At 35.4% G+C, this 26,561-nt stretch carries 29 protein-coding genes; 10 read left to right on the top strand and 19 right to left on the bottom strand.

Annotated features, from left to right (window positions below):
- Positions 1-18: 18 nt before the first annotated feature.
- Positions 19-1,011: a helix-turn-helix transcriptional regulator gene (locus IQI_RS03285; RefSeq protein ID WP_064091301.1), complete on the bottom strand. Its 993-nt coding sequence runs from the start codon at positions 1,009-1,011 to the stop codon at positions 19-21.
- A gap of 367 nt (positions 1,012-1,378) precedes the next feature.
- Between IQI_RS03285 and IQI_RS03290 the strand changes: the two genes are divergently transcribed.
- Positions 1,379-1,573, top strand: coding sequence for a helix-turn-helix transcriptional regulator (locus IQI_RS03290; RefSeq protein WP_064091302.1), 195 nt, complete (start codon positions 1,379-1,381; stop codon positions 1,571-1,573).
- A gap of 3 nt (positions 1,574-1,576) precedes the next feature.
- A complete protein-coding gene (locus tag IQI_RS03295) occupies positions 1,577-2,017 on the top strand; it encodes a hypothetical protein (protein WP_064091303.1) in 441 nt (146 codons plus the stop codon).
- A gap of 218 nt (positions 2,018-2,235) precedes the next feature.
- On the opposite strand, the gene IQI_RS03300 is transcribed toward IQI_RS03295, so the two are convergent.
- Positions 2,236-2,559, bottom strand: a complete 324-nt coding sequence (locus tag IQI_RS03300; protein ID WP_064091304.1) for a DUF4870 domain-containing protein — start codon at positions 2,557-2,559, stop codon at positions 2,236-2,238.
- 273 nt (positions 2,560-2,832) lie between these two features.
- Here IQI_RS03300 and IQI_RS03305 point away from each other — a divergent pair, with 273 nt between their 5' ends.
- From IQI_RS03305 to IQI_RS03320, 4 genes are all read left to right on the top strand, one after another.
- Positions 2,833-3,612, top strand: a complete 780-nt coding sequence (locus IQI_RS03305; RefSeq protein WP_064091305.1) for an undecaprenyl-diphosphate phosphatase — start codon at positions 2,833-2,835, stop codon at positions 3,610-3,612.
- A gap of 10 nt (positions 3,613-3,622) precedes the next feature.
- Positions 3,623-4,222: a DedA family protein gene (locus tag IQI_RS03310; protein WP_064091306.1), complete on the top strand. Its 600-nt coding sequence runs from the start codon at positions 3,623-3,625 to the stop codon at positions 4,220-4,222.
- 68 nt (positions 4,223-4,290) lie between these two features.
- Entirely contained in the window at positions 4,291-5,421 is a 1,131-nt protein-coding gene (locus tag IQI_RS03315) for an amidohydrolase (RefSeq protein ID WP_064091307.1), read from the top strand.
- Between the two features lie 283 nt (positions 5,422-5,704).
- Positions 5,705-6,262 carry a GNAT family N-acetyltransferase gene (locus IQI_RS03320; protein WP_064091308.1) on the top strand — a complete coding sequence of 186 codons (558 nt, stop codon included), beginning with the start codon at positions 5,705-5,707 and terminating at the stop codon, positions 6,260-6,262.
- Between the two features lie 96 nt (positions 6,263-6,358).
- On the opposite strand, the gene IQI_RS20215 is transcribed toward IQI_RS03320, so the two are convergent.
- From IQI_RS20215 to IQI_RS03345, 6 genes are all read right to left on the bottom strand, one after another.
- Positions 6,359-6,508, bottom strand: a complete 150-nt coding sequence (locus IQI_RS20215) for a DUF2639 domain-containing protein (RefSeq protein ID WP_082892563.1) — start codon at positions 6,506-6,508, stop codon at positions 6,359-6,361.
- A 62-nt stretch (positions 6,509-6,570) separates the two neighbouring features.
- The gene (locus IQI_RS03325; RefSeq protein ID WP_064091309.1) at positions 6,571-7,641 is read right to left on the bottom strand and encodes an undecaprenyldiphospho-muramoylpentapeptide beta-N-acetylglucosaminyltransferase; all 1,071 of its coding nucleotides are present in this window, start codon (positions 7,639-7,641) and stop codon (positions 6,571-6,573) included.
- Positions 7,642-7,831: 190 nt separating this feature from the next.
- Complete coding sequence (locus IQI_RS03330) at positions 7,832-9,298, bottom strand: phytoene desaturase family protein (RefSeq protein WP_064091310.1); 1,467 nt, start codon at positions 9,296-9,298, stop codon at positions 7,832-7,834.
- Positions 9,295-10,389, bottom strand: coding sequence for a glycosyltransferase (locus IQI_RS03335; protein WP_064091311.1), 1,095 nt, complete (start codon positions 10,387-10,389; stop codon positions 9,295-9,297). The genes IQI_RS03330 and IQI_RS03335 overlap by 4 nt, the downstream gene beginning before the upstream one ends.
- Before the next feature lie 13 nt (positions 10,390-10,402).
- Positions 10,403-11,128 carry a lysophospholipid acyltransferase family protein gene (locus IQI_RS03340; RefSeq protein ID WP_064091312.1) on the bottom strand — a complete coding sequence of 242 codons (726 nt, stop codon included), beginning with the start codon at positions 11,126-11,128 and terminating at the stop codon, positions 10,403-10,405.
- On the bottom strand, positions 11,125-11,892 hold the full coding sequence (locus IQI_RS03345) for a carotenoid biosynthesis protein (RefSeq protein WP_197489702.1): 768 nt from the start codon (positions 11,890-11,892) through the stop codon (positions 11,125-11,127). Before IQI_RS03345 ends, IQI_RS03340 begins: the two co-directional genes overlap by 4 nt.
- A 162-nt stretch (positions 11,893-12,054) precedes the next feature.
- On the opposite strand from IQI_RS03345, the gene IQI_RS03350 reads away from it, so the two are divergent.
- A complete protein-coding gene (locus IQI_RS03350; protein ID WP_064091314.1) occupies positions 12,055-13,419 on the top strand; it encodes an MATE family efflux transporter in 1,365 nt (454 codons plus the stop codon).
- 257 nt (positions 13,420-13,676) lie between these two features.
- On the opposite strand, the gene IQI_RS03355 is transcribed toward IQI_RS03350, so the two are convergent.
- The 4 genes from IQI_RS03355 to IQI_RS03370 form a co-directional block, all read right to left on the bottom strand.
- Positions 13,677-14,453 (bottom strand): SDR family oxidoreductase, encoded by a 777-nt coding sequence (locus IQI_RS03355; protein WP_064091315.1) that lies wholly within the window; start codon positions 14,451-14,453, stop codon positions 13,677-13,679.
- A 200-nt stretch (positions 14,454-14,653) separates the two neighbouring features.
- The gene (locus IQI_RS03360; protein ID WP_064091316.1) at positions 14,654-15,409 is read right to left on the bottom strand and encodes a CAP domain-containing protein; all 756 of its coding nucleotides are present in this window, start codon (positions 15,407-15,409) and stop codon (positions 14,654-14,656) included.
- Positions 15,410-15,716: 307 nt separating this feature from the next.
- The gene (locus tag IQI_RS03365) at positions 15,717-16,076 is read right to left on the bottom strand and encodes a hypothetical protein (RefSeq protein WP_064091317.1); all 360 of its coding nucleotides are present in this window, start codon (positions 16,074-16,076) and stop codon (positions 15,717-15,719) included.
- Between the two features lie 112 nt (positions 16,077-16,188).
- Positions 16,189-16,467, bottom strand: coding sequence for a hypothetical protein (locus IQI_RS03370; RefSeq protein WP_064091318.1), 279 nt, complete (start codon positions 16,465-16,467; stop codon positions 16,189-16,191).
- A 73-nt stretch (positions 16,468-16,540) separates the two neighbouring features.
- Between IQI_RS03370 and IQI_RS03375 the strand changes: the two genes are divergently transcribed.
- On the top strand, positions 16,541-16,786 hold the full coding sequence (locus tag IQI_RS03375; RefSeq protein WP_064091319.1) for a hypothetical protein: 246 nt from the start codon (positions 16,541-16,543) through the stop codon (positions 16,784-16,786).
- 70 nt (positions 16,787-16,856) lie between these two features.
- Here the strand turns inward: IQI_RS03375 and IQI_RS03380 are convergent, their stop codons facing one another.
- The 3 genes from IQI_RS03380 to IQI_RS03390 all read right to left on the bottom strand — a co-directional run bounded on the left by IQI_RS03380 (position 16,857) and on the right by IQI_RS03390 (position 20,132).
- A complete protein-coding gene (locus IQI_RS03380) occupies positions 16,857-18,476 on the bottom strand; it encodes an MDR family MFS transporter (protein ID WP_064091320.1) in 1,620 nt (539 codons plus the stop codon).
- Between the two features lie 115 nt (positions 18,477-18,591).
- Positions 18,592-19,014 carry a MarR family winged helix-turn-helix transcriptional regulator gene (locus IQI_RS03385; RefSeq protein WP_064091321.1) on the bottom strand — a complete coding sequence of 141 codons (423 nt, stop codon included), beginning with the start codon at positions 19,012-19,014 and terminating at the stop codon, positions 18,592-18,594.
- A gap of 200 nt (positions 19,015-19,214) precedes the next feature.
- Positions 19,215-20,132 carry a CobW family GTP-binding protein gene (locus IQI_RS03390; RefSeq protein WP_064091322.1) on the bottom strand — a complete coding sequence of 306 codons (918 nt, stop codon included), beginning with the start codon at positions 20,130-20,132 and terminating at the stop codon, positions 19,215-19,217.
- Positions 20,133-20,275: 143 nt separating this feature from the next.
- Here IQI_RS03390 and IQI_RS03395 point away from each other — a divergent pair, with 143 nt between their 5' ends.
- Entirely contained in the window at positions 20,276-21,052 is a 777-nt protein-coding gene (locus IQI_RS03395) for an STAS domain-containing protein (protein ID WP_064091323.1), read from the top strand.
- Positions 21,053-21,096: 44 nt separating this feature from the next.
- A complete protein-coding gene (locus tag IQI_RS03400; protein WP_064091324.1) occupies positions 21,097-21,822 on the top strand; it encodes an AlbA family DNA-binding domain-containing protein in 726 nt (241 codons plus the stop codon).
- A gap of 32 nt (positions 21,823-21,854) precedes the next feature.
- Here the strand turns inward: IQI_RS03400 and IQI_RS03405 are convergent, their stop codons facing one another.
- The 4 genes from IQI_RS03405 to IQI_RS03420 all read right to left on the bottom strand — a co-directional run bounded on the left by IQI_RS03405 (position 21,855) and on the right by IQI_RS03420 (position 26,557).
- A complete protein-coding gene (locus IQI_RS03405) occupies positions 21,855-22,778 on the bottom strand; it encodes an LCP family protein (RefSeq protein ID WP_064091325.1) in 924 nt (307 codons plus the stop codon).
- Between the two features lie 314 nt (positions 22,779-23,092).
- Complete coding sequence (locus tag IQI_RS03410; protein ID WP_064091326.1) at positions 23,093-24,562, bottom strand: lmo1851 family serine protease; 1,470 nt, start codon at positions 24,560-24,562, stop codon at positions 23,093-23,095.
- 116 nt (positions 24,563-24,678) lie between these two features.
- Positions 24,679-25,266, bottom strand: coding sequence for a YitT family protein (locus tag IQI_RS03415; RefSeq protein WP_064091327.1), 588 nt, complete (start codon positions 25,264-25,266; stop codon positions 24,679-24,681).
- A gap of 193 nt (positions 25,267-25,459) precedes the next feature.
- Positions 25,460-26,557 carry a GerAB/ArcD/ProY family transporter gene (locus IQI_RS03420; RefSeq protein ID WP_064091328.1) on the bottom strand — a complete coding sequence of 366 codons (1,098 nt, stop codon included), beginning with the start codon at positions 26,555-26,557 and terminating at the stop codon, positions 25,460-25,462.
- Positions 26,558-26,561 lie beyond the last annotated feature (4 nt).

Raw genomic sequence — 26,561 nt, forward strand, 5'->3', positions numbered from 1 at the left:
TATGGTAGTGGCTCCAAATTAGGGTTGATATAACTTGTTCATTTGTATCACTTCTTGTTTTACCTTTTCTAATAAGGAAGGCGGTGATATGATTTTTGCTTGATTTCCAAAGCTTAATATCCAATTAATCAATCCGTCACTGACAAGTGCTTTTGTAGATAAAACAAAATAGCCATCCTCTGCTTTCATGATTTCTACATCTTTTCCAAACTTATCGATAATTACGTTGATCAGATGATTCTGGAACTTTATTTTTATCCACTCTTCATTCCCTGCAAACATATGAAATGTAGATTGGACATACTTTGAAACATCAAAATATTCATATGGGAAGCTCTCTTCAAGTGCTTCTACATTTCTCAATCGATCTACTCGATAATGTCGAATTTCCTTAGCTTCATAGTAATAAGCAATTAAATAATAATAATCATTTGCCCACGTTAAAGCGTAAGGCTTCACTTTATATGTACGACCCTTATGACTTAAGTTGAATTTTTTATCCAAATCATAGCGTCCGTATTGAAACGTTATGATTTTCCGTTCAGAAATAGCTTCATGTAAATCATGAATGATTAATCGAATTTGAGGACTCTCACTTTTAATAGATGAATCAATCTGTATTTCATTTTGAAGTTTCTTTCCTTCATGATCACTTGTCAGTTTTTTAATTTTAGAAATTAACTGTTTCGTTTCTTGCTTAGTAATAAATTTAGCAGACACAACGGCATCAATGATCATCCGAAGCTCATACAATTCGAAAAGACGATATTGATGACTATAAAACTTTGGTAATCCATCCTTTACTTGATTAATTGTTACATCAAATCCACTTTTAATTAAGTGATCAATGTCATCCTTTAATGAATTCTTATTTAATTTTACATCTGATCCATATACCTGCCTGAAGCGAAGGATAATATCATCTAATCCTAATTCATGATCCTCATCGGTTTCACTACTCAAAATATCCATCAGCTTTAACAATCTTTCTTTATTATCAATTCTGGTCATTGCCTCACACCCTTCCTTGTAAAACACTTATTCAACACTACACCCAATTTCTTAATACCAATTATTTCAAATTATCCTTATTAACTCAATCCTATATTTCATAAAATAATATTTCTATAGACATGTAATCATACCTCCTTTCTACGATGTCACAGGAAATCGAATTCATCCATTTGAAATTCATCCATTTTTCAAATAGATGTTCTTTCAAATTGGCATCAAGGTTACGCTGACTTTTTAAAAATACTCGCCTTAGCCTACAATTGAATAATCAAAAATATTTTCCTATCCATATTACATAATGTAATTTATAACTGACATTTTGTAATATATTTCATAGTATAAATATGGAAGGAGATGAAAGTTTTTGAAAAACAAAAAAATGAAGATTGCCAGAATTGAAGCTGATGTATCTCAAGAAGAATTAGCAGGTATCGTTGGAGTTACAAGGCAAACCATTAATTTAATCGAAGCAAGGAAATATAACCCGAGTCTCAACTTATGTACAGCAATATGTAAAGCATTAAATAAAACATTAAATGATTTATTCTGGGAGGAATGAAAAATGAGTAGTAATAAAATCATTAAAGAAACAAAATTAACCATCAGTGTATCGTTACTGATTAGCATTTTCCTTTTAGTAACTTGGGCTGTTTTCGAAACAATGGATATTTCCTTTACTGACAACAAAGCCTTTTTAGCTCTATCGCTGATTCCATTTAGTACAGCAATAGCTTTTTTCATTAAACTAATGAAAATAAAGAAGGATCCAAAAGTGATTGTATCGGAGACAGATGAGAGACTTGTAGCCGAGAAGAATGAAGCCGATGCGAAAACATTGAAGGTACTTCAAGGATTATTGTTCTTAATATACCTGGGTTACACATTTATGTTTCCAGAGGAGGTTTTTAAATCAATAGGATGGTGGATCGCGTTGATTATTCTATTTTTCTCTATATTCGCTCCTTTCATGTTTCGACATATCGTAAAAGAAAATTGGCAATGATGCTTTAAGAAAAGCCGGATCATTCCTTGTGTATCTTGTTTTCGCTAAACACCACTGCTTCAAGTCCATTTGTTCCCGATACAGATTCTACCCCTCACAGTCTGTTGATTTCTACACATTTTACAATCATCCTTATGAAAACAACTTTTTCAACAAAATGAATCGTTTTAGCTCAATAAAAAGAACTCATAGGTATTCTCTATGAGTTCTTTGAACGTTTATTTAATTATACGAAACACAGTTGGAATTCTGTAGCTTTCACCTTCGTAAGCTTTAATTGCTCCTAAAATCGTAAAGATTAGTGCTAGAACGCCAACAATCGGTGCTAATACAAAGCCGATTAATACGATCATCAAAATAGAACTGACAATGCCATATACTGCATACGAAATTAAAAAGTTTAAATACTCTTTCCCATGAAAATCTACAAATTCTGATTCATCTTTTTTAATCAACCAAATAATGAGTGGTCCAATAAATGTAGTAAATAAACTTAAGATATAAATAAGTGCAGCCATCATTCTTTCATCTTTTGTAGGCATACTATTCTACCTCCTTTTCTGCTTGCCAACTACTCGTGTCTAACTCTTTAAACACTGGGTTGTTGTCAGCGAATCTTACTCTCCTTATATTTACGTTTTTCATTGCTGAAAGTTTCATAAATTTTATGTTCTGAGATTTTATTTACCATTTTTCATTTATTTAGGTTCAGTTCTCATGAAACGCCCGAGACTCGAATATATGTAGAAAAGAGATGTTTGTCCATAGAGAAGCATTCCTCAAATCCATACATTTTGTGAAGGGTAGAGATGTCTATGAATAAAATAGAAGCGTTTATCCTAGGGATCATCCAAGGTTTAACCGAATTTCTTCCTATCTCAAGTACTGGTCATTTATATCTCGGGAGACGGGTGTTCGGTTTAGAGGAAGCAGGATTATTCCTTGATACCATGCTACATATCGGAACTCTCATTGCCGTTTTAGTTGTTTATCAAAAGGAACTTCTTTTTATGCTACGTCATCCCTTTAGTAAGTTATCCTTTATCCTTGTGATTGGAACCATTCCGGCAGTCATTGTTGGATTGCTGTTTGAAGATTATTTTGACGCGATTTCTAAAACAGGCTCCACTATCGGCTGGGAATTTATCGCCACTGGTTTCATAATGTATTTTGCAGATGGGGTGAAAAATGGTTACAAAAAGTTAGAAAATATAACCTTCAAAGATGCTTTCGTGATTGGAGGTTTTCAAGCTGCAGCTATCTTCCCCGCCCTTTCACGATCCGGCCTTACCATAGCAGCAGGGTTATTTCGTAAGCTCGATCGAGAAACTGCTGCATACTTTTCCTTTCTTCTTTCTACTCCCGCCATAATAGGTGGTATTGTTTTTCAAGGAAAAGAGATGCTTTCCGGTCATACAGAAATCGTACCGTTCTCAAGCTTGGCAATTGGTACCATAAGCGCAGCTGTGTTTGGATATTTCGCCATTGTTACGATGGTTAATTTTTTAAAGAAACATTCATTAAAGATATTCTCCTATTATGTTTGGGCTTTGGGTTTTCTTATTCTCATACTTCAATATTCAGGAATTATGTAGGAGGATTATGATGAATCATGATTGGATAGTCACCATTCTTGCACAGCTTACGGATTGGGGGTATGTGGGCATTGCACTTGCTCTCATGATTGAAGTGATTCCAAGTGAGGTCGTCCTTTGTTATGCAGGGTTCATGGTAAGTTCAGGAAAGCTACATTTTGTTGGGGCATTCATGAGCGGAGTAATAGGTGGAACCCTTGCCCAGATTTTTCTTTACTGGCTTGGATATTACGGAGGGCGCCCTTTTTTTGATAAATACGGGAAATACCTTTTTATCAAAAAAAGCCATTTAGAAGGGGCTGAAAAATGGTTTGAACGTCACGGCACTATGGTAATATTCACAGCTCGATTTATACCAATCGTACGTCATGCCATTAGTATTCCAGCTGGAATTAGTCGAATGCCTCTCTCCATTTTTATTTTGTATACCTTTGCGGCTATGCTCCCTTGGACATTATTGTTTATGGTAGTTGGCATGGAGCTCGGCATACACTGGAAGCATATTGAAGTGATTGGCGGAAGATATATTAAGCCCTTAAGCATTATTGCTATTTTGGGGATGGGAATATACTTATTTTATTCCTTTCAGAGCACGAAGAAGGATACTTGACTTCATTTTTCATTATAAATTGTTTACAATAAACATAAGTACACTTTTCTTTCATGAAAGGATACCATATGAATTCATTATTATTAATAAACGCAACCATTTATCCTGTTACTTCTAAACCAGTAAAAAATGGGTCAGTACTGATTGAAAATGGATTGATTAAAAGTATATTCTCTTATCCCATTGATGTACCCAGTAATATTCCTGTCATTGATTGTAAAGGGCTTTATTTGTTTCCTGGATTCATTGATACACACACCCACTTGGGGTTATATGATGAAGGTACCGGTTGGGCAGGAAATGATGCTAATGAAACAATAGAACCGATGACTCCCCATATTAGAGCTTTTGATGGGGTAAACCCATTAGATCCAGGGTTCAGTGATGCACTAAAATATGGTGTTACTGCAGTCAATGTGATGCCTGGAAGTGCTAATGTAATTGGTGGAACCACTTCCGTTATCAAAACCTTTGGGACCACAATGCGAAATATGGTGATTAAAGAAACTTCAGGTCTAAAAATTGCACTTGGAGAAAACCCAAAACGAATTCATAGCACTGGGAATAATGACTCCATAACCCGTATGGGAATTATGGGGATGTTAAGGGAGGCTTTCTTTTCTGCAAAATATAGTGACCAGCCAGAAGAATTAAGAGTTGCTCCTTTAGTATCTGCATTAAAGAGAGAAATTCCAGTTCGTATTCATGCCCACCGTGCTGACGATATTCTCACAGCAGTCCGATTAGCCGATGAATTTAATCTCGATTTGAGAATCGAACACTGCACCGAAGGACATCTCATATCTGATGAGTTAAAAGGAAGAAATTTAAAAGTATCAGTAGGCCCTACCTTTACTCGACGTTCTAAGGTTGAGTTGAAAAACAAAAGCTGGATTACCTATCAAAAACTAACTCAAGCGGGTGTCGAAGTTTCGATAACTACAGACCATCCTTATACTCCCATTCAATATTTAAATATGTGTGCAGCCATTGCCGTAAGAGAAGGATTAGACGAACAAAAGGCAATTGAAGGAATAACGATTATTTCAGCTAGAAACCTTGGAGTTGAAGATAGAATCGGTAGTGTCGAAAAAGGGAAGGACGCTGATTTAGTGCTTTGGAGTCGGCATCCCTTTCATTTTATGGCTAAGCCAATCTTAACGATTGTAAATGGGAAAATCGCCTATCAAAACATGTAGAAAATTGTTAAAAAATATCAAAAAAAATTAACGTTTTACCTATTTCCTTTTTAATTAAATTCATATATGATACATATGGATATTATATTTCCGATTACATTGTTCTTAAACGCTATATATTTTATATAGAGCGATTGTAATGGAGGGAAGGCAAAAGGTGCGCCACCAGTTTCTTGACTGGTCTTAGTGGGTTCGATTCCCACCCCGAAATTTTTTAGTTAACTTTTAAAAATTTCGAGGGTGGGATCGTACGCAAGTAGACTGCCCTCAAGGAGGGTCTACTATGATCAAGAAACGTGAATTACATGAGTGTCATGAACTATTTGACCTTATGACGCACCCGGAAGTCTTCCCTTTCGTTCGTCAAAAAGCAAATTCATATGATGAGTTTCTATTCTTAACAAAACAAACGATTGAAGCAGAGGAACGTGGAGAACTTGTTTCTCGTACCATTATGGATGAGTGGGGTAACCCCATTGGGACCATTAATTTATTTGACATTCAAGAAAATGCAGGGTTTCTTGGCACATGGATTGGTAAGCCATTTCATGGTAAAGGTTACAACAAACCTGCCAAAGATGCTTTTTTCCACGAGCTCTTTTTTGAATTAGGTATGGAAACCATATTCATGAGAATTCGCAAAGTGAACACTCGCTCACAAAAAGCAGCTGAAAAGCTACCTTATGTCATTAAGGCGAATGATATTAGACGCTCTCTATATGAACAATTAAATGCTCATGAAGAGGTTTATGATTTATATGAAATCCCTAAAGATCTTTATACACTCCATTTATATCAGTATCAACCATCACAGGAAGAAGAACAGGCATTGGAAGCATAATCGATAGCATGAATTAAAAAAGAATTGAATTCCCTGTGAGGAATTCAATTCTTTTTTTACTTTTGCCGGAAGAAATCGGTCAGCTTGAAAGCGGCGCTAATTACTTTTTGCACGTTTCTCAAAGTAAAGATTTCTTACTACAAAGGTTTTATAATTTTCCAGCTTTCTTTTTTCAGTTGGATGATAATAGATCCCCATGTTTTTCAGTTCCTGAATGTACCAACCCTTTGAATATTGATACGCCATTCGTCTTCTCCCCTTCAGTCATTTGTATACTATATGCTGTAAAGGGGATGGAATGACTTCTTTTATCTAGACATGGAGGAGAGCTCTCTGTACATATCTTGAATCGTGTATGCTTTCTCTCCATTTTTCATATTGGAAATATACATCTCTTTATTTTCTGTCAGTTCTTTCACTTTTTTGATAAAGCTCTCTGGGTTTAATTCTTCTTCCTCTAACTTCATGGCATATCCATGTTTCTCGAAGGAGTTTGCGTTCAATATTTGATCTCCCCTACTTGCTTCTCTGGAAAGGGGAATTAAAAGCATAGGTTTTTTTAATGCTAGAAATTCAAAGATAGAATTAGAGCCTGCCCTAGATATAACAAAGTCAGTCATGGCTAAATAGTGAGGTAACTCACCCTTAATAAATTCATACTGACGATAGCCTTTTTGCTTATAGCCCTCTTCAATATTACCTTTTCCACAAATATGAACGATTTGAAAGGATTGAAGCAGCTCATCGAGATTCTCTCTAACTGATTCATTTATTTTACGTGCTCCGAGACTTCCTCCCATGATAAGAAGTACAGGCTTCTCTTCATAATAACCTGTTAATCTTTTCCCTTCCTGTGGATCACCAGAAAAGAGCTCTTCTCTAATAATAGCTCCAGCGCATAAAGCTTTTTCTTTTGGGAGAGTTTCGACTGTTTCCGGGAATGTGGTGAAAATTTTTGTAGCAAAAGGTACAGCCAACTTATTTGCTAATCCAGGAGTAACATCTGACTCATGGATCGCTACAGGAACTTTGGCTAATTTAGCAGCCATTACTACGGGTACAGATACAAACCCACCCTTTGAAAAAATGATATCCGGCTTTGTTTTTCGAATAATCGTTAGTGCATCAAGAACACCTTTCATTACACGAAATGGATCTGTGAAATTCCTCCAAGAAAAGTACCTTCTAAGCTTTCCACTTGATATACTTTCGTAAGGAATATGAGGAAATTGATCAGTAATGATTTCTTTTTCAATTCCATCTTCAGAACCAATGTAGGTTACCTTCCAGCCCTCTTTTTCAAAATGGGGAATTAAAGCCGTGTTCACTGTGACATGCCCAGCTGAACCGCCACCTGTGAATAAAATATGCTTGTTCATATGTATTTACTCCAATCTACTTTTCATTCATTTCATTATACACTTTATCAAGAATCGAATGAGGATAGAACCTTAAATCATAAACATAATTTTTTAAAACAATCTGGCTGTTTTCGATATCGATTATGTTTGATTGCCAAGCAATCCTCATAAAGGTTACTTTCTATATATACCTGAAAATAATAGTCTCTTAAACCTTATCACGATTCAATATATAATTTGCTACATTCCTTCCACTAATTGTCACCATTGGAGAACCCCCACCCGGGTGAGTTGTTCCTCCGACATAGAATAATCTATCAATATCCTTGCTTACATTCGAAGGTCTAAGAAATGATTCTGTCATACTGTGAGAAGCAATACCATAAAGTGCTCCTTTGTAGGCTGAGAATTTAGATTTAATGGTATTTGGTGTAAAAATCTTCTCTACCTCAATTGAATCTCTAATGAAAATTCCATGGTTTTCGAGTTTATCATAGATTTTCTCTTTATACTGTACTATCTCATCCCTTTTAAGATCAATTGCAGGAGCATTCACAAGTATAAACAAGTTACTTCCTTTAGTAATATTTGGGTCAGTTGCAGCAGAATGGCTAATATAAATGGTAGGATCTCCAGGAAGCCTTTTATCCTTAAAGATCTCATCAAACTCCTTTTTATAGTCTTCACTATAAAACAGTTGATGGTGATGAATAGATTCTTGATATTCCTTCACTCCTGCCAGAATAACAAATGCAGAGATGGATGGTTGATATGAATCCAGTTTCTTATTAGGAAAGCTTAGACGGTCCTCTTCCCTAATAAGATTTCGAGTAGCTGTAATGAAATCACCATTTATGATCACGTCGTCACCCATCAGGAACTCACCATCTGAAGTGCTAACTCCTATTACCCTCTTCTTCTTCACAATAATCTCTTCCACACGAGTTCCAAACTTACAAACTCCACCAATTTCTTCAAAGAACTGACGAAATCCCGTTGCAATGGAAGTGTTTCCCCCCTTTGCATAATACACTCCGTCATTCATCTCTAAATGACCTATGAGAGAAAATGTAGCAGGACATGAAAATGGAGAAGAACCTACATACGTCGCATACCTATTAAACACCTTCAACACATCCTCATCCCGAAAATACCTCCTGTGAAAATGATTCATTTTTTCAAAGGGACGGACCTTCATAAAACTTCGGGATAATTGTGGTGAAAGATAATCCTTCCAGGAATCAAAGACTCGGTAAAAGAAACTTTTTTCTGCCAGAAGATAAAGCCTATTTACTTCCTTTAAATATTCTCGATATCGAGAAGCACCGAGAGAATCAAATTTTCGTAGCTCTGCAATCATTTCTTCAGGGTTAGCACTTTGAAAAAGTACTTTCCCATTGGAAAATACATTTTTTGTATGTTTTTCAAGTTTCTCAAACTGAAAATAGGATGAGGAGTCACCACCAGCATCATTGATAACAGACTGAAAAACCTTTGGCATGGTAATGGTGTTTGGACCAAAGTCAAATGAATATCCCCCCATTTTAACAGACATCATTTTACCACCTGGATGTTGATTTTCATCTATTATTGTCACTTGATACCCTTTGCTCTGCAGAGAAATGGCGGCTGATAACCCGCCTAAACCGCCACCGATAATGAGAATATTTTTCATGAATAGGTTCTCCCTTTCCAAACATAACCTTGTTTACGAATACTTTTTACCATGGAAGCCCACATGATCAAGATGAAGCTAATAGAGGCAATAGGCATAAAAAGAAAATGTATAGGGGATTGCTTAGAAGCAACATCAACCATCCAAGTCTGAATCCATACTGCAAATAAAGGGAGCAAATACAACCAATATTCATTGATTATTCCATAAATAAATAAAGGAAGAGGAAAAACATAAAATACGAAATAAAATAAAGATAGGACGATGACTGAAATAGGATTTCTTCCAATTCCTATATATACATTCTTTAAAAAACCATTCCATACCTCTTCATTTGTGTTATACATATTACAAGAAACGTCAAGAGTATTATTTATTAACGAAACCTTCCATCCACTGCTTTTCACCCTTCTTGCAAGGTGAACATCTTCTACCAGAGAACCATTTACCGATTCATGTCCTCCACAATCCTTATATGCCTCTCTATCAAAGAACATGAACGCTCCATGAGCAGCTGTAAAAGAAGGGGCTGTGGACTTATTGGCAACCATTAGCGGTAAATGGAAATAAACCAAAAAATGCTGAAATGGAACTAGCATCTTGCCTAAAAAAGGTTTCACAGGAAACCTTGGGAACCCTGTAACTAAACCTGATTGATGCTTTTTCATCTGATACAGTACTTTTTCAATAATAGTTGATGAAACACGTACATCTGCATCTAGAAAGAAATAATACCTTCCTCTGGCTTCCTTACTTAATTGATGACATGCATGTACCTTCCCTATCCAACCATCAGGAAGAGGCTTCCCATTCATTACTTTAAACCGCGTATCTTTATTAATCCTTTGAGTTAATCTTGATAAAGTTTGATCAGTGGAGCCATCATTTAGAATAATAAATTCAATTGGGGAATATGTGATTCCTTTTAAACTATCGATCACACCTTCAACATTTCGTTCTTCATTTCTCATAGGTATTAAAATAGATACCAGCTCTTTTGAAGACGCTTTTTTAGAAAGTTTGGGTAAAAATAAAAGATTTAAAAAAGTAAACACAACAAATACTAATGACAATACTATGTAGATAATCAATCCCATTCCACCTTTATTTCCTTCTCTTCCAAAAGCTTAACCATTCACTGCTCGTTCTAAATCCTTTTACAAATAAGTCAAAAGACATCGTATTGTTATTTATAATATTATCCCTTAATTCATCTAATTGCTGTTCCAAAAGCATCCTAATGGAGTTTGTCTGTTCAATCCGTGTATGGTGCTCCTGACGAAAAAGAAGCTTAGAATCTACATTTCGCAATTGAATATAAAGCTCAGGTCTTTGATTGTGGTGGAAAGTATAATAAAAGGTGACAAACGTAACATCCACCTCAGGTTTCTTTTCGAGGAGATAGCTAGGACCTTTCATAAACGATAAGGGTCTTTTTTCAAGATGCTCTTCTTTTCCTTGTGGGAAAATCCATACGGTTTTTTGTTCACTGAGACATTTTTCTGCAAAACGTAATGAGACGATTAAGTCTTTTGGTGACTCTGGATTTACAGAAAAAGCACCAATCTTCCGAAAAAAAGAAAAATCTTCAATCCCTTTCTGACTCATCATTGCATAGCTATCTTCCTTTACTACATATTGATTTAAATAAAATATCATTAAACCGTCCCACCAATTAGAATGGTTTGCAAGGATTAAATGACCTTTTGATAGATCACGATTATTTCTTCTGTCATCAATCCATACTCTGTAGAATTGTTTTTTCAGCTGAAAAGTTAAGTATTGAGCCAGCATTTTCTGGAACCCTTTGCTCTTTTTTGCTTCAATCATTTCACTTTCTCCATTCGTTTACGGATTAATAGTGGAAAACTATAAAATATAATGGTGACGACGACAGCTAACCATAGTCCTTCAACCATCGCCGTTACTAAAAACATGAGAATAACGAGAAAATAAAGAGCCCGCATCCGACTTCCCCACTTTTTTTCAATGGACGGGTAGTGAATATATAAATATAGTGCAAACTGGATAACAAATGAAACGAAAAACCAACCCAGGAAATTTTGAGCAGGGATGTCATAATACCATCCACCCTCATCCCAAATCCAATACTCTCTACCTTTATAGGCAACTGGATCAATAATTAAATCCATCGTTACTGCGAATATTGAAGTTAAACTACTATAATATATCGCTCCTAGTAAAGACTTTGGTTTCATTAAAAGTCTCTCAAAATAAGCCATACTTGTCATAATTACCATTACCCATGCAAAACCTATAGTGATAGGCACTCCTATTAATTGAAAACCAAAATCTTTCTCATAATGATACGAACCAAATATGATACCGTAATGAACACCCAAGGATTCAGCAAGGATTGTTAAAAGCATGATGAATACTCCAATTAGGCAGCCTCTAAATGCTCCCAAAACTTTAGAACTATATACAACTGCTAAAAATCCTGCTAAATATAAAAAGACTGCGTTGGCCCATTGAAGAGAGGAAGGAAGCCAATCAAGGGAAACAAGAATAATTCCTACTCCGTACCAAATTAAGAAGAAAAACCATACCCAATTCTGCCATGTTTGCTTCACTCCCACTCCCCCTCCTTTTAGAAGTATCATTTCTTTCAAAATTAATTAGTTAATATCGAACGAAAAACAGAAATAACTCTCTTACTCTTTCTTTTATGGTACAGTATGAAAGTGCATTTTCTTTTTCACTATTAATTGACTATGCTTTAAAGGAGTTAGAATATGAGAGAGACATTTACGTTAGCCCAGAAATTAAAGCAATTTTCCTATATATTAGTTCCCATTCTCATTACACAACTAGGCATGTTTGCCATGAATTTCTTCGATACCATTATGTCAGGGAAGTTTTCACCGACCGATCTTGCTGGTGTCGCCATCGGTTCTTCCTTATGGGTGCCCGTTTTCACAGGATTAAGCGGCATTCTTCTTGCCGTTACACCCATTGTCGCTCAATTAATAGGTGCGGGCAGGAAAAAGGATGTACCTGTGACGGTAATACAAGGAGTTTATGCAGCTATCGCTTTATCGTTATTTGTCATGATTAGTGGTGCACTGGTTTTGAACCCTATATTAAATGGAATGAATTTAGATAATCACGTAAGAATGATTGCTAAAGAATACCTTATCGCTCTCTCCTTTGGCATGATTCCATTATTTATTTATAATGTCCTCCGTTCATATATTGATGCCTTAGGCATGACACGTGTAACCATGTTTATTACTCTATTATCGCTTCCGGTAAATATCGTATTCAATTATGTCCTTATTTTTGGAAAGATGGGCTTTCCAGCTTTAGGAGGAATCGGTGCTGGTTATGCCTCAGCGATCACCTATTGGGTCATTACCATCGTTGCTTTTTGGGTTGTCCACTCAAAGAGGCCATTTAATCACTATCGCATATTTAAGACTTTCCACAAGCCGGAACTTTCAAAATGGAAAGAACTTTTCCATATCGGTGTACCCATTGGACTCTCAATATTTTTTGAAGTTAGTATTTTTTCAGCAGTAACTTTATTAATGAGTGATTATAAAACAGTCGTTATCGCCGCTCATCAAGCAGCAATAAACTTTGCTTCATTTTTGTATATGATTCCATTAAGCATTTCCATGGCATTGACAATTGTTGTTGGATTTGAAGTTGGAGCAAACAGACTCCGCGATGCCAAAGTATATAGTTGGATGGGAGTAAGTTTCGCCTTATTTCTAGCATTAATTTATGGAATTATTCTGTTTATATTTCGAACAGAGATATCCTCTTTGTATACAGACGATTCAATCGTATTACAGCTTATAAGTCACTTCTTATTGTACGCCGTATTCTTTCAACTTTCAGACGCTATTCAAGCACCGGTACAAGGTGCACTCAGGGGATATAAGGATGTAAATATTACGTTTTTGATGGCCCTCATTTCCTATTGGATAATCGGGTTGCCACTTGGGTATTTTCTAGCTAATTACACTGGTTTCGGACCTTATGGGTATTGGTTAGGACTGACATCAGGTCTTACTGCCGGAGCCATCACTTTAACTGGAAGATTGCTGTACATCCAAAAAAAATACAGCAAACAATATTTCATGGAGTCATAATAGAAGTATTGAGAAAAGGGGCTCACTATAAAGAGCCTCTTTTATTTAGGCTGTTTTCGTAAACTTTGTTGCTCTAAAAAAAGCGAGTAGTGGTTGATTGCAGCGAGAGGTACTCGCTTTCCTCGGTGCGGGCGATGAGGAGGCTCGGCCGAAAATCCGCAAAAAGCAAAGTAGTTCCCCTCACCATCCAGGCATACTGGTTGACAGAGCCATTAAGAGACTCATATATAAAACAACAATCTTTGCGAAAAGAGCCTTTATTTATGAAAAACCTTGCCCAATACATCTTTTCCGCCTGTAACAGGTATGACGGATCCTGTAATAAAGTCCGACTCATCCTTACATAAGAATAAGATGACCCTCGCAAGATCCTCACCGGTACCTGGACGTCCAATTGGTGTTGAGAAATCCGTCTCTTCCTTAGCAACTTCAATATCTTCTTCTTTCCATTCCCCAATAATATCTCCAGGGCAAACCATGTTGGCAGTAATCCCATTACTTGATTCTTCAATCGAAATCGTTTTGGTAAAAGAAGCTAATCCAGCTTTGGCAGCAGCAAAAGCAGAACGGTATATCCATCCTGGTGCAGTTTCCACTCGGTCATATCCAAATGTTATAATTCTACCCCACTTTTTTTCTCTCATTTTCGGAATAATCAATCGTGTTAAATAAAATACACTGTTTAAATTTCCATTGACTATGTAATTCCATTGCTCAGGAGTGTATTCATCAAACGATATTCTTTCCTTTACATATGGACCAGCATTATGAATTAATATATCAACACTCTTTACAAGACGCCAAATCTCATTTACCATTCTTTCACACTCAAGTGGTTCTGATATATCTCCTTTAATGGCATACACTTTATTTTTATGGGTTTCACTCATCTGATGAACAAGGTCATGAACAAACTGATCATTTTGACGGTAATTAATCAAAACTGTATACCCTTGTTTTGAAAATTCATTTGCGGTGCGAAGACCGATTCCTTTAGATCCACCCGTAATAAGAACTACTTTATCTTTATTCAAACTGAACTCACTCCACGTACTCGTTATAACTTAATACTAAGAATCCTTCCCCCTAAATGCAAATGTAAACTCTTATTTCCACTCATTCCTTACCCAAAATATTTGAGTATTTTGTATAACCTATCATTATTGGGTTAAACCTACTTTAAGCAACAAAAAACAGCCCCTCAAAGAGAGGCTGTTTAGTATAAAAGATAGAGTTACTTACCGATAAATTGTTGAGTCCAATAATGTCCATTTTCAACATACCCTACACCAATATGAGTGTAATTAGAGCTTAGAATGTTTTTACGGTGTCCTTCACTGTTCATCCATGCATTAACCACTTCTTCTGGAGTTGGTTGTCCCATGGCAATGTTTTCACCTGCTGAACTGTATTGAATTCCAAACTGCTTCATCATATCAAAAGGTGAACCATACGTTGGACTATCATGTGAAAAATAGTTATTTGCTTGCATGTCTCGAGATTTTTCTTTTGCTACCTTACTTAATTCTGTATCTACTTTAAGGGCTGGTAAACCTTGTTTAGCACGCTCTTGATTTGTTAATTCAACAACTTGTTGTTCATATTGGCTTAATTGATCGGATTGCTTCGTAGCTTGCTGCTCTGGTTGCTTCTGCTCAGGTGCCGGTGCAGGCGCTTCTGCTTTAGGTTGTTCTTTGGCTGGTGCCTCCTGCTTTGGTGCCTCTTGTGTTGGAGCAGGTTGAGCTTTAGCCGGTTGTTTCTGCTCAGGAGCTTGTACTTGATTAATGTCTTGAATATTAATTTGATATTTTGATAGAATGTCTTGAATATATTTATTTAAATCTTCTTGATTACCATTATATTGATAAGTGTGTACCTTTGTATACACTTTAGCTTGTTCTTGTCCAGCAGCGTCAGCTTTCCCCGCTGCAAAAGGTGCTGCTAATAATGTAAATGCTGTTGCAGTTGATAAAATCATTTTTTTGTTCATAAAAAAGAAGTCCTCCCTTAATGAAAGTGTTTTTCTTGCTGCACAATCATCATATCACCTGAGTTTCGTTACATTTACGGGAGAACTTGGAAACTATTAAAATATTGTTCAGTTTTGAAAGACAATTTGAGATAGTATTATTGGAAAGTACGATAGTTATAGGAAAAAAGCTTGATATTCATTACTTTACTTACATTTCCAATTGTTGAATAATTTAGTGTTGATATGAATTAATTACCGGTTTATTCGTATTGACAGTATTTTGGTTTGCACTGTATTGTAACGCTTGTTACAAATTCGTTTCAAATTAGCTCATTGATAATGTTTCTTGGCATGGTCTATTTTGAAATTCATTCACATAGCCAACAACATTTATACCTAGTTTCTTTAATTGTCTAACTCCAACATTGCATTCAACAGAGGAACTACCTAATACAACGATATTACCTTCGGGAATTTCATGATAATATCGATCTAGGTACCCACACGGTATCGTAACAGCTCGTTCGCAGCTTAATTTAGAAGAGTCCTGATAATCTCTCACATCAACGATTATGTGATGTTGTGAAATATCTTCCAGTTTCCACCTCTTCACATTAACTGGAACATATCGATAAAAAATCATATAAGAAAGTACACTAAAGAATAAAAGTCCTAGAAATAGCATACTACATCTCCTTCTCAATTTATGTATCTTTCATTATATACCTATAAGGGTATTTTGTGAAGAGTTTTGATTTATCTTTTTTTGTACGGATTGTTGGGTATTCTAAGTATATCTATTCTTCTAATTGATATAACAATTGAATGTGAAGGTTCACCAACGCTACTTTTACATCATTTGTAAGATCCGAGTTGATTATCCTGTTTGTAGCAAGAATAAACTTTCTATCCTTTGATTTCCTCGCTCGAGGGTGACTATTCTCGTCGGATAAATCACGTTTGATTGCCTCTTTTATGACTTCTTCAGCAGAAATGGAATCACTATCTACAAGAAACCGATTTTTCCAGAGTTGGCTATATGCCTTTAATAAACTCTCATAGGAATTTGATAACATGAAAAATTCAATCCTTACATAAATTTTTTCAATTATGCCCATACTATTAAAAAAACAGAGAAAGGTGATATTAATGACCACACCCTATCGTTGTCCCAGCTGTAAAACAAATCGTACTCGGTTTAATATTATACAACAAGTCGCACAAAGTGTGAAACTTGATCCACAGTCTGGCGAGGTTGTTCAACAATATGATCAAGGTCAACTTGAACCCTTCCACTTAGCTTATAGTGGGCCACCATTAAAAGTACAATGTGCTACTTGTGGATTGGTAGAAGATGAAACGACATTTAAAAAATTTGGTGAAAATAATAGTTAATAAAAATGGGTAAACCTGGACGTCTCTTCCTCCCACCTTGCTAGAGGAAGAGACTGAATGGTTTACCCTTTTAATGATTTGAAACTTCTTTAAGACTTTCATCTGTTTCTTCTACTTTTTCTTCTTTGTTGGACATACGTAATGGTATTTCTTTAATGAAAAATGTAAGGACAAATCCAACTAACAGAATGAGGGCCCCTATGAAGAAAACATTTGTTAGCGAATAGCTTAATGACTCTCTTACTCCATTTAAGATAGTCTCAAACATTCCTTGAAATTCTTGAGGCAGAGTGGATTGCAGCTCCTTCAATTTATCTCCGTTCATTATGTTTTGTGGATCAGAAATCTTTCCCATTGCTTTTGCAGCTTCTGGATTAGAAAGCAAAGTTGAATCTTTAACCAGTGACATTTTTTCACTCATCTTCGATTCCATCGACTGATTCATAACAGTACCCATTATAGCCACACCAATGGTACCCCCAATTTGTCTAAACAGTTGTGTTGCTGCAGTAGCTACACCAAGAAATTTATGTTGTACTGCATTTTGAACAGTAAGTGTAAAGACTGGAAAGCTAAGCCCGAGCCCTGTCCCTACAATAATAATATTTAAGACGGCGGTAATATTAGTTGTACTAGAATCCATAAAGGATAACAAAATCATCCCACTACTCATAACAAATAGACCAATTAGGGCAAGAAATTTATACTTCCCTGTTTTCGTTATGATCTGTCCACCGATAGCGCTGGCAATAACCATACTTAAAGTCATGGGCATCATAACTAAACCGGACTTCGTTGCAGAAGTCCCCATTACACCTTGAATGAAAAATGGCATATACATAATGGCTCCAAACATTCCTGCACCCAAGATAAATCCAATTGCATTTGAAAGAGTAAAAATTTTATTCTTAAACAATTGTAAAGGTAGAACAGGATTACTTGCCTTCTTCTCTGTAATAATAAATAAAACAAAAGAAATGATCGTAGCTGTAAAGAGCCCAATAATTGGAGCTGAAACCCAAGCAAAATCATTTCCTCCCCAAGTAAATGCAAGCAATAAAGGAATGATTGTTAAAGTAAGCATAACAGAACCTAAATAATCTACTTTTTGACCAGTACTTGGTTTTTGTGAAGGAAACATCTTTAATATCATGAAAAATGCAATGACACCTACGGGTAAAAACACCCAAAAAACCCAATGCCAATCCGCATTATCTACGATCCACCCGCCTAGTGTAGGACCGAATACACTAGCAAGACCAAATACACTGCTCATTAACCCTTGCCATTTCCCTCTCTCTCTTGGTGAAAATAAATCCCCCACAGCTGTAAATGCTGTAGACATAATCATACCTGCTCCAAAACCTTGAATACCTCTAAAGATAATTAATTGAAGGATAGAAGAGGACAATCCATTTAGAAATGATCCAACCATAAATACCCCGATACCGAGTAAAATAAATGGCTTTCTTCCATACATATCCGAGAGTTTTCCAACTAAAATGGCCGTCACAGAACTTGTTAGCATAAATATGGTAAACACCCAGCTATAATATTCCATTCCGCCTATTTCTGAAATGATTTTTGGTAATGCTGTACCTACAATGGTCTGATTTAAAGCTGCAAACAACATGGCAGACATAATTGCAATCATAATCATAACTTTTTTTCTGTGTTCTAAGTGTTCCATCTTATTTGTCTCCCTTAATATTTATTCGTTTAATAGTTAACTAACTTAAGTATTAAAGCAAAATTGTAGGGATGACCACAAATGGCCAACCCTTGTTTTTTCTAAATTGCAAAGCTCATTGATTTGAAGAATGGAGTAATTTTTCGAACAGCTCAATGAGCTGATTGATTTCTTCTTTTTTAAACGTATGAAATAATTGCTGAAAGTATTGAGACTTTTTTTCTTCAAAATGAGACAGCATTTCATTACCTTTTGAAGTAATCGCAAGTTCAACTACTCTTCTATCTTCTACTGAGCGCTGTCTTGTCATATATCCTTTGTTTACTAATGAATCTGTAATTGAAGTAATGTGACTTGCCGATACTTCCATTTTCTTTGACATTTCTGAGGATTTCATTGCACCATATTCCCGTATCATATGGAGTACACTAAATTCCCCACTTGAAAAAGAATCACCAAAAATTTCTCTTATATCGGATTTCATCATTCTAAAAACAGATCGAAATAAACCTTCTAACTTAAACAATTCCTTGTCCATTTATTTATCGACCTTTCCTGCACAATAAAATACTTCACTAAGTTAACTATTTAATAGTAAAGGATTTTTTTAAATATGTCAATTTCAGAAATGGGTATTGTACGAATAAGCACTAACCTTACAAAACTTGGCGAGAAAAGAACTTTTAATTCTTTTTCCGCCTTGCTTAGTGTTTTTATGCTATCATGTACCCATTTCAATTATGCCGTCTCAATTTCTTTTAATGAATGCATTATTTCAGCTTCTTGCAGGTTTTCACCTATGATGACAAAATTGGTTGGGTATTTCATATCTCCTGGCATAAATAAAGGCATACCATAGGAATATTGAAACATTGTTGGATACTTTCTTCCTTTAAAAGGAATATATCCTTTCATTCGATAAATCGTATCTGGTTGCTCTTTAACCCAGGTTTCAAATGCTTCTCCTTCAACAGATCCTTTAAATGTATATACAACTGCCTGAAGAGCCAATTGATTTCCGATAGATGATTTTTCATACTCAACCTTCTCATTTTTCCCACTCATCGAAACAATATCATTCATAGATATCTTGGCGTAATTAGTCAAGTATATTTTTGCATGTGGATTTAATTGTTGAAGTTCAAAGGCGAGTGTCCCCTGCTCCATCTCTGATATTAGGTCCATTTTGTTTGCAACGATAAATTGAGCATGACGTACTTGTTCTCTCATTAAATGTAAGACAGCAGGACTAAAGGAAGTTCGATCCTTCCATTGTTTAGCATCAACCACAGTTACAATTCCTTTGAAATGAAATTTATCTGCAAATAATGGAGAAAGAATTGAATCAACAACCTCAACAGGATGTGCTGCACCAGTTGTTTCAATTACAAGCACGTCAAAATCTTCATTCATGAGCAACTCTTGTAGTTGAGATTCAAGTTTTTCCGATATGGTGCAACAAATACAACCATCTAATAATTCTCTAAGTGCTGTATCTTCTTCCACTACATCACTGTCAATGGATACACTTCCTAATTCATTCATTAATACAGCAGGCTTTTTTTCCTGTTCCTTAAAGGATTTCAATAGGTCCTTTAATAAAGTGGTTTTACCACTCCCTAAAAAACCTGATAGAATATACACTTCTTTCTTCATTTATTTCTTCCTTTCTACACTTTCTCGACTCATTTCATTCTATAAAAAAAAGTATGTAAACACAATGAGCTTAGTACTCTGATATAATTGTGGTGACATCATCATTTGAATTTTTTTCATATTTTTATTGAGAGGGTGCTTTTATGTCTATTGGAAATTTTGATCAATCATTACTTAGTGAAGAAATTTTAGAAAGTATCTCAGAACCGATTCTATTGGCTAATTTACAATATGAAATACAGTGGATGAACAATAAAGCAGCTGTTAGCCTAACCCCGCTCTTTCAATTGTATGGTCTGAGATCCTCAGAGGAAGCTATTGGTCAGAGCATGGATTTTTTCCATTCTAATCCTCATAAACAAAGAGAAATGATGAAAGAAGTGACGAAAAGTATAAGAACTCGAATCACCATTCAAAATCAATATGTGGCAGAAACTGTCATAAGTCCGATTAAAAATCATAATAGAGAAATCATTGGCTATGTATTAATGCTCTTAGATGTCACTCATCAAGCAGAAGAAGAACAAAGAAAGAACGAACTTATTTCAGCCTTATCCATCCCTATATTAAGAATATGGAACGATGTGATGGCTATTCCTATCTTGGGTGATCTTACAAACGACAGAGCAGATAAATTAGTAGAAAAGGCCTTAACTTATTCTGTTAAGCATAGAATGGAATATATATTAATTGACCTCTCTTCATTAGCAGCCATTGACGAAAGTACGGGATATCATGTTAACCGATTATGTGAGGCTGCAAACCTTATTGGTACCAAATGTTATGTAGTAGGTGTTTCACCTTCACTATCCTTATCTATTGTGCAATCAAATATGAAATGGGAAACTTTCACACATGTACAACAGGCCATTCAATATATTTTAGCTTCCAACCACTTAGAGATCTCTCAAAAATTGTAGGTTTTTTTAGGAGATGGTGTTTCATTTGAAAGGTGGGATTATCTTTGTATTATGAGAATATTGTTCCGCTTAAACTTAGAGACTTCTTAAAAAATCCTTCTCATGAAACATTGAAGGACCTGCTACTTCACAATACCGGTGAAACAGATTATGTTGACTTCAAATCTGATTGGATTGAATTCACGAAGATGGCTAAGCACATTTTAGCCATCTCTAATTCTGGTGGAGGATGTATCATTGTGGGTGTCATGCAATTTGATGACGGTGCAATAGAGCTGAAAGGTTTGTCGGATGAGGAATTTCTTGATAAAGCGGATGTAGATAATAAGCTCCAACACCTTCTCCCAAAATATTTACGGTATCGAACTGAAGACTTTATTTTTTCTACTAATATCCACCCATCCCTCGATAATAAACGTTTGCAGGTGCTCATCATTGACTATGATCCACGTTATGTACCTTACACATCTATTGTGACTCGTGGGGAACTTCGCTATGGAGCTATTTATGCCAGGCAGGGCACGAAAACAATTGAAGCTTCTCATGAAAAATTAGTTGATGTGATTCTTAGGAAAGTTCAATCAGGGGGTTCGGACAGTGATGAGAGAACTCTACAAGAACATTTGGAGCACCTTAGAATTCTTCATCTTGAGCATGAGCATTCAGAAGATAAGAAATATAAAAACTACCTATACGGATTAATATTAAGAAAGATGAAACGAATAGAACATTATCTCGATCTGGACTCATCTGAATCCAACTCTTGGTAGAAAAATATTCTCTACGTTTCACCAAAAGGCTGTTAGTCATTATTCCCAAAAAAAGCTTCAATTGCCTTCTTATTTTTCCTTTCATCTATTTCCAATACTAAACCAGATTTCATAGTAGAGAGATTTGAGTAACTCCCCTGAATGGGTATTCTTAAGGTATCAACTTTCTCAATTGGATTCAGCATAAGGATAGTACCATATTTAATGACCTCATCAATGGAGGTAGACGTATCAACATTTTTAATACTTTCTCTTATTAAGGTAACAACAGTAGCAATTCCTTCACCGGATTGAATTTGATTCATCAAGCTTTCTTCTGCTAATTGAATTATCTCCTGTTGTCTTTCCACTCTTCCAAAATCATTATTGATATCTCCTCTAAATCGAACATATTGCAATATTTCTTCTCCCTTAATGACTTGTTTCCCTTCCTGTTTAGCCCATTTCCAATGATCTATCATCCCTTTAGATAGTTCTACTGAAACCCCAGTAGGAAATAGGACATTCATAATGTTAACAAAACCTCCAAAATCAAAAACGGCTGTATGAGTAACGCTTATATTAAAATTATTATGAATGGTTTGTTTCAATAGTTCTTCTCCACCCCAAGTATAGGCATGATTAATTTTACTCTTTCCATAACCGGGAATATCTACATAGGTATCTCTCATAATAGATACAATTTTCATTTTGGTGGAATTAGGGTCATAATTAGCAATCATCATAACATCTGCACGAGCAATGTCTTCCTGGTGCTTATCCGAACCAATAATTAATAATTGAATTGGTTTCTGTTTTTCAGTTTTAACTAATGGAAATATAGACTTCTCATCTTCGAATGTATTTATCGGATGAATCTTTATTTTTTGGCTGGATTGAATATCCCTCTCGCCAAGAGAAATGAATACAACAAAAACACAACAAATCAGACCTGCTATCACCATAAACCTTTTCAAATGCCACACCTCGTTTCCTACTCTCATTGTTGGTATAAGTAGGCCTTTCTATACGAAGCAAGAAAAGCTAATGGAAACAGATTATGATAAATTTATGGAATGCTCTGGCAATTAGAATGTGCATGATGGTAGGCGAAACTGCTAGCGTTCGGCCGAGCCCGTACTTCCACAGGAGTCTAGGTAGTTCCCCTCATTATCAAAAAGTTTCATGTGACAAAGTATAGTTGTGAAAAAAATCAATCGAAAGAAGCTGCTTTTCATAAGAAATGATCATCAAAAAAAGACCCTAGGCATTTACCTAAGGTCTTCATATGTTACTCTTTATTCTTGTTTAATACTTCAATTGCTTTTTTGAATTGTGGATCATTTTCTTTTAATTTCTCTCTAAGATCAGACATCAGTTTTGCAGTCGTTTCTCCATTTAATGTGCCAGTCACCTCTAGCTTGTTTTGCTCTTGGAATTGCTTAACGGCTTTTGTTGTATCTTCATCAAAGTAACCATCAACATTTCCAGGATTCAATTCTAAAGCTTGAAGCATTTGCTCGGCTGTTTTAACTACGTCAGAAAGATCCTTTTCTTTAAGCTCTTTATCAGGGTTAATATATGGTAATTGGGCATAGTCAGGCATTTTCACTTCATAGTCAGGCTTAATACCCTTCTCATGAATCCAATTGCCTTCAGGGGTTAACCATTTAGCCGTTGTAAATTTCATATTTGACCCATCTTTAAAGTTTTCAGCTGTCTGCACTGTCCCTTTACCAAAGGTCTTTGTTCCGATTAAAGGAATATTATTGGATTCACTTACAGCTGCTGACAGAATTTCGGCTGCACTTGCACTGCCTCCATCCACAAGAACGGCTGTTGGAACATCCACTTTCTTCCCACTTTCAGAAACATACTTTTCTACCTTCCCATTACTATCTTCAACTTGGAAAAGGACTTCACCTTCTGGAACAAATAGGTTAGATATTTTTACTGCTTGGTCTAATAAACCACCTGGATTTTGTCTTAAATCCAATACAAGCTTCTTCATACCTTTTTCATTCATTTCGTTTAACGCATCAATTAATTCTTTATGAGTATTTTCAGAAAAGCTAGTGATCTGAATTTCAGCTACTCCATTTTCCTTCATTTCTGCATAAACGGTTTCAATTGGTATTTCATCTCTTGTAATGGTTACATCCATCGTTTTTTCCTGTCCAGGACGTTGTATTGTTAATGTAACCTTTGTCCCTTTTTCGCCTCTAATTAAAAGGACAGCATCGGTTACCGACATACCTTGTATGCTCTTTCCGTCTACTTTAATAATTTTATCATTTGGCTGAAGCCCTGCTTTTTCTGCTGGGGAGCCTTTGATTGGAGATACAATTGAAATATAACCTTCTTTTTCTTGAATCTCAGCACCGATTCCTTCAAAAGAAGATGAGATGCTTTCTTGGAACTTCTTAGCTTCATCTTCATTCATATAATCAGAATAAGGATCACCTACACTATCTAGCATTCCATTAATTGCACCGTTGACTAAAGTATCTTGATCAAGATCCTTATAGTAATTTTCGTTTAACTTATCAAATGCTTCGTACAGTTTCTGAAACTCAGAACGCTCAGTAACTCCTACATTGACAGCTTTTTCATCCCCGAATGCTAAGGCGAATGTTGTGATTCCTGCTGTTGCAAACACAAGAAAAAACAGGAGCATTACAAATTTAAATTTTTTAATTTTTATAAAACTTGAATGACTTTCTTCTTGACTCTTTGACTGTTCTGTATGATCTTGTTCCAAAGCTTCCACCACTTTCGTTGCTATGTATCTTGTGTGAATTTTGTTTAGAATATCATGAAAACCTTATGTGAGCAATCATGAGCTAATAACTTCTTTATTCTATCAGCTTTCATAACTTAACGAAAGGAAAATCGATTGTTATAATTATGATGTGTCAAAATGGTTGTAAAAAAACCTACTGTACTTACAGCAAATAAAGAATATAAAAATGATTCTAAACCAATTATTGGCCATCCCATTATTAATACGAGACTATCAATGGCAAAAATTAATTTTCCTACGTTCCAATTAAGACTTTTTCCAACAAGCTGTGCGAGGAGGTCCGTCCCTCCAGTAGCTGAGTTACCTCTTAACATTATTCCAATACCAATTCCTACAAATGATCCACCACAGAAAGCACTCGGCAAAGGTGGAAGTATGAATTGGGTACTCCATTGATTAAAAAAGTCAATCATGAATGATGATAACCATAACCCGTGGATACTATTGTAAAAAAGTGTTCGATCCATAAAATAGGCTAAGGTATAGAGGGGGATACTTAAAATGATGATGGTAAGACCAGGTTTAAACCCAAACCAATAATGTGAGATCAGCCCAATCCCTATCATTCCTCCATCAAGAAAAAGATGAGGCACGAAAAATAAATTGATTCCCACCCCAACCAATAAACTTCCAAAAATAATAATTCCGAAGTCTCTAATCATACCCTTCCCCCATTTATGACAGTTTGGACATCCTCTATTATTGTTGTATGTGTGTATCATTCAAATCATTAATGATTTCCAATAAATATTTATATTTCTTTATAGAATATTGCATTCTCAAACTGATTGCAGGGAGGGCAGTGACCATCAAGGTACATACTGTTTGAAAAGAGTCGTTATAAAACAGCAATCCTTACGAGTAAACCCTATTATTTTTTTTAGTAAGCGTAATGAAAAGAATCATCATCGGTAGAAACAAACCTAAAATTAATTTATATACGAGGGATACTTCAATGAATTGCTGAAAAAAAGCAATATTGGGGTAAATAATATTAGAGAAATACCAAAGAACGATTCCTAGTGGAAAAGCAAAGATTACACCTTTTTTAAACCTAAATAGATGGGATAATGATAAACAAGTAACATAATAGCAGAGTAGTAATTTCACAAATAAACTAATGACCCATACAGCTGCTATAATGGTTTCTACTCTTTCCAAAATATTTGCTACACTAATTTTTTGTGCTAATAAAAAAGTAGGGTATGTATAGAAAGACGATAATTCATGTCCTAATACACCTATGATCAATAAAGTAAGAATGATTAGTAAAACTCCCCCCACCACTCCTCCTTTCATCAAATTTTTTAATACTTTATCTTTTTCATTAACATTTGGGATAAGCATCATTAAAATAAACATTTCTAAATAAGGTAATGAAAATATGGATAAAGAACTTTTTAATATTGGCTTTGTACCTGATTGTGCAATTGGCTCAACATTCTTCCAATCGATTTCTGGAATGATAAAGATGAAGAAAATGATAAATAAAATGAGGAAGGAAGGATATAAGGTTTCTGATGTTCTTGCTATGACCTCTATCCCTTGTCTCACTCCATAAAAAATCGGAATGAGAAATAACAAATGGATATATTCTTTCGGAGTGCGCATCAACACTGACCCCGTTAAAAAATCTCCTAGATTACTTAATACCTGTGCGCTCAAGAAAAAAAAATACAAAAAGAAGAGAAAATTTATTATCTTCCCTAGGCTCTTACCAAAAACAATATCGTTGATTTGAAAAAGGTTTTCTGAAGAGTAGTTCTTTAAAATAAAGTAATATAAAAATAATAAAATAATTCCTATAAATGACCCAATTATCCCTGAAATCCATCCATCATTTCCTGCTTTTAAAAGAGCAGGTGGAACTAATAGGATTGAGCTTCCAACTGTATACATAAGAGTTAATACATAAAGTTGCTTGGATGAAATACTGGTTTTTTCTGTTTCCAATACT

It is taken from the genome of Rossellomorea aquimaris TF-12, from assembly GCF_001648555.1.
In the GTDB taxonomy this organism is placed as follows: domain Bacteria; phylum Bacillota; class Bacilli; order Bacillales; family Bacillaceae_B; genus Rossellomorea; species Rossellomorea aquimaris.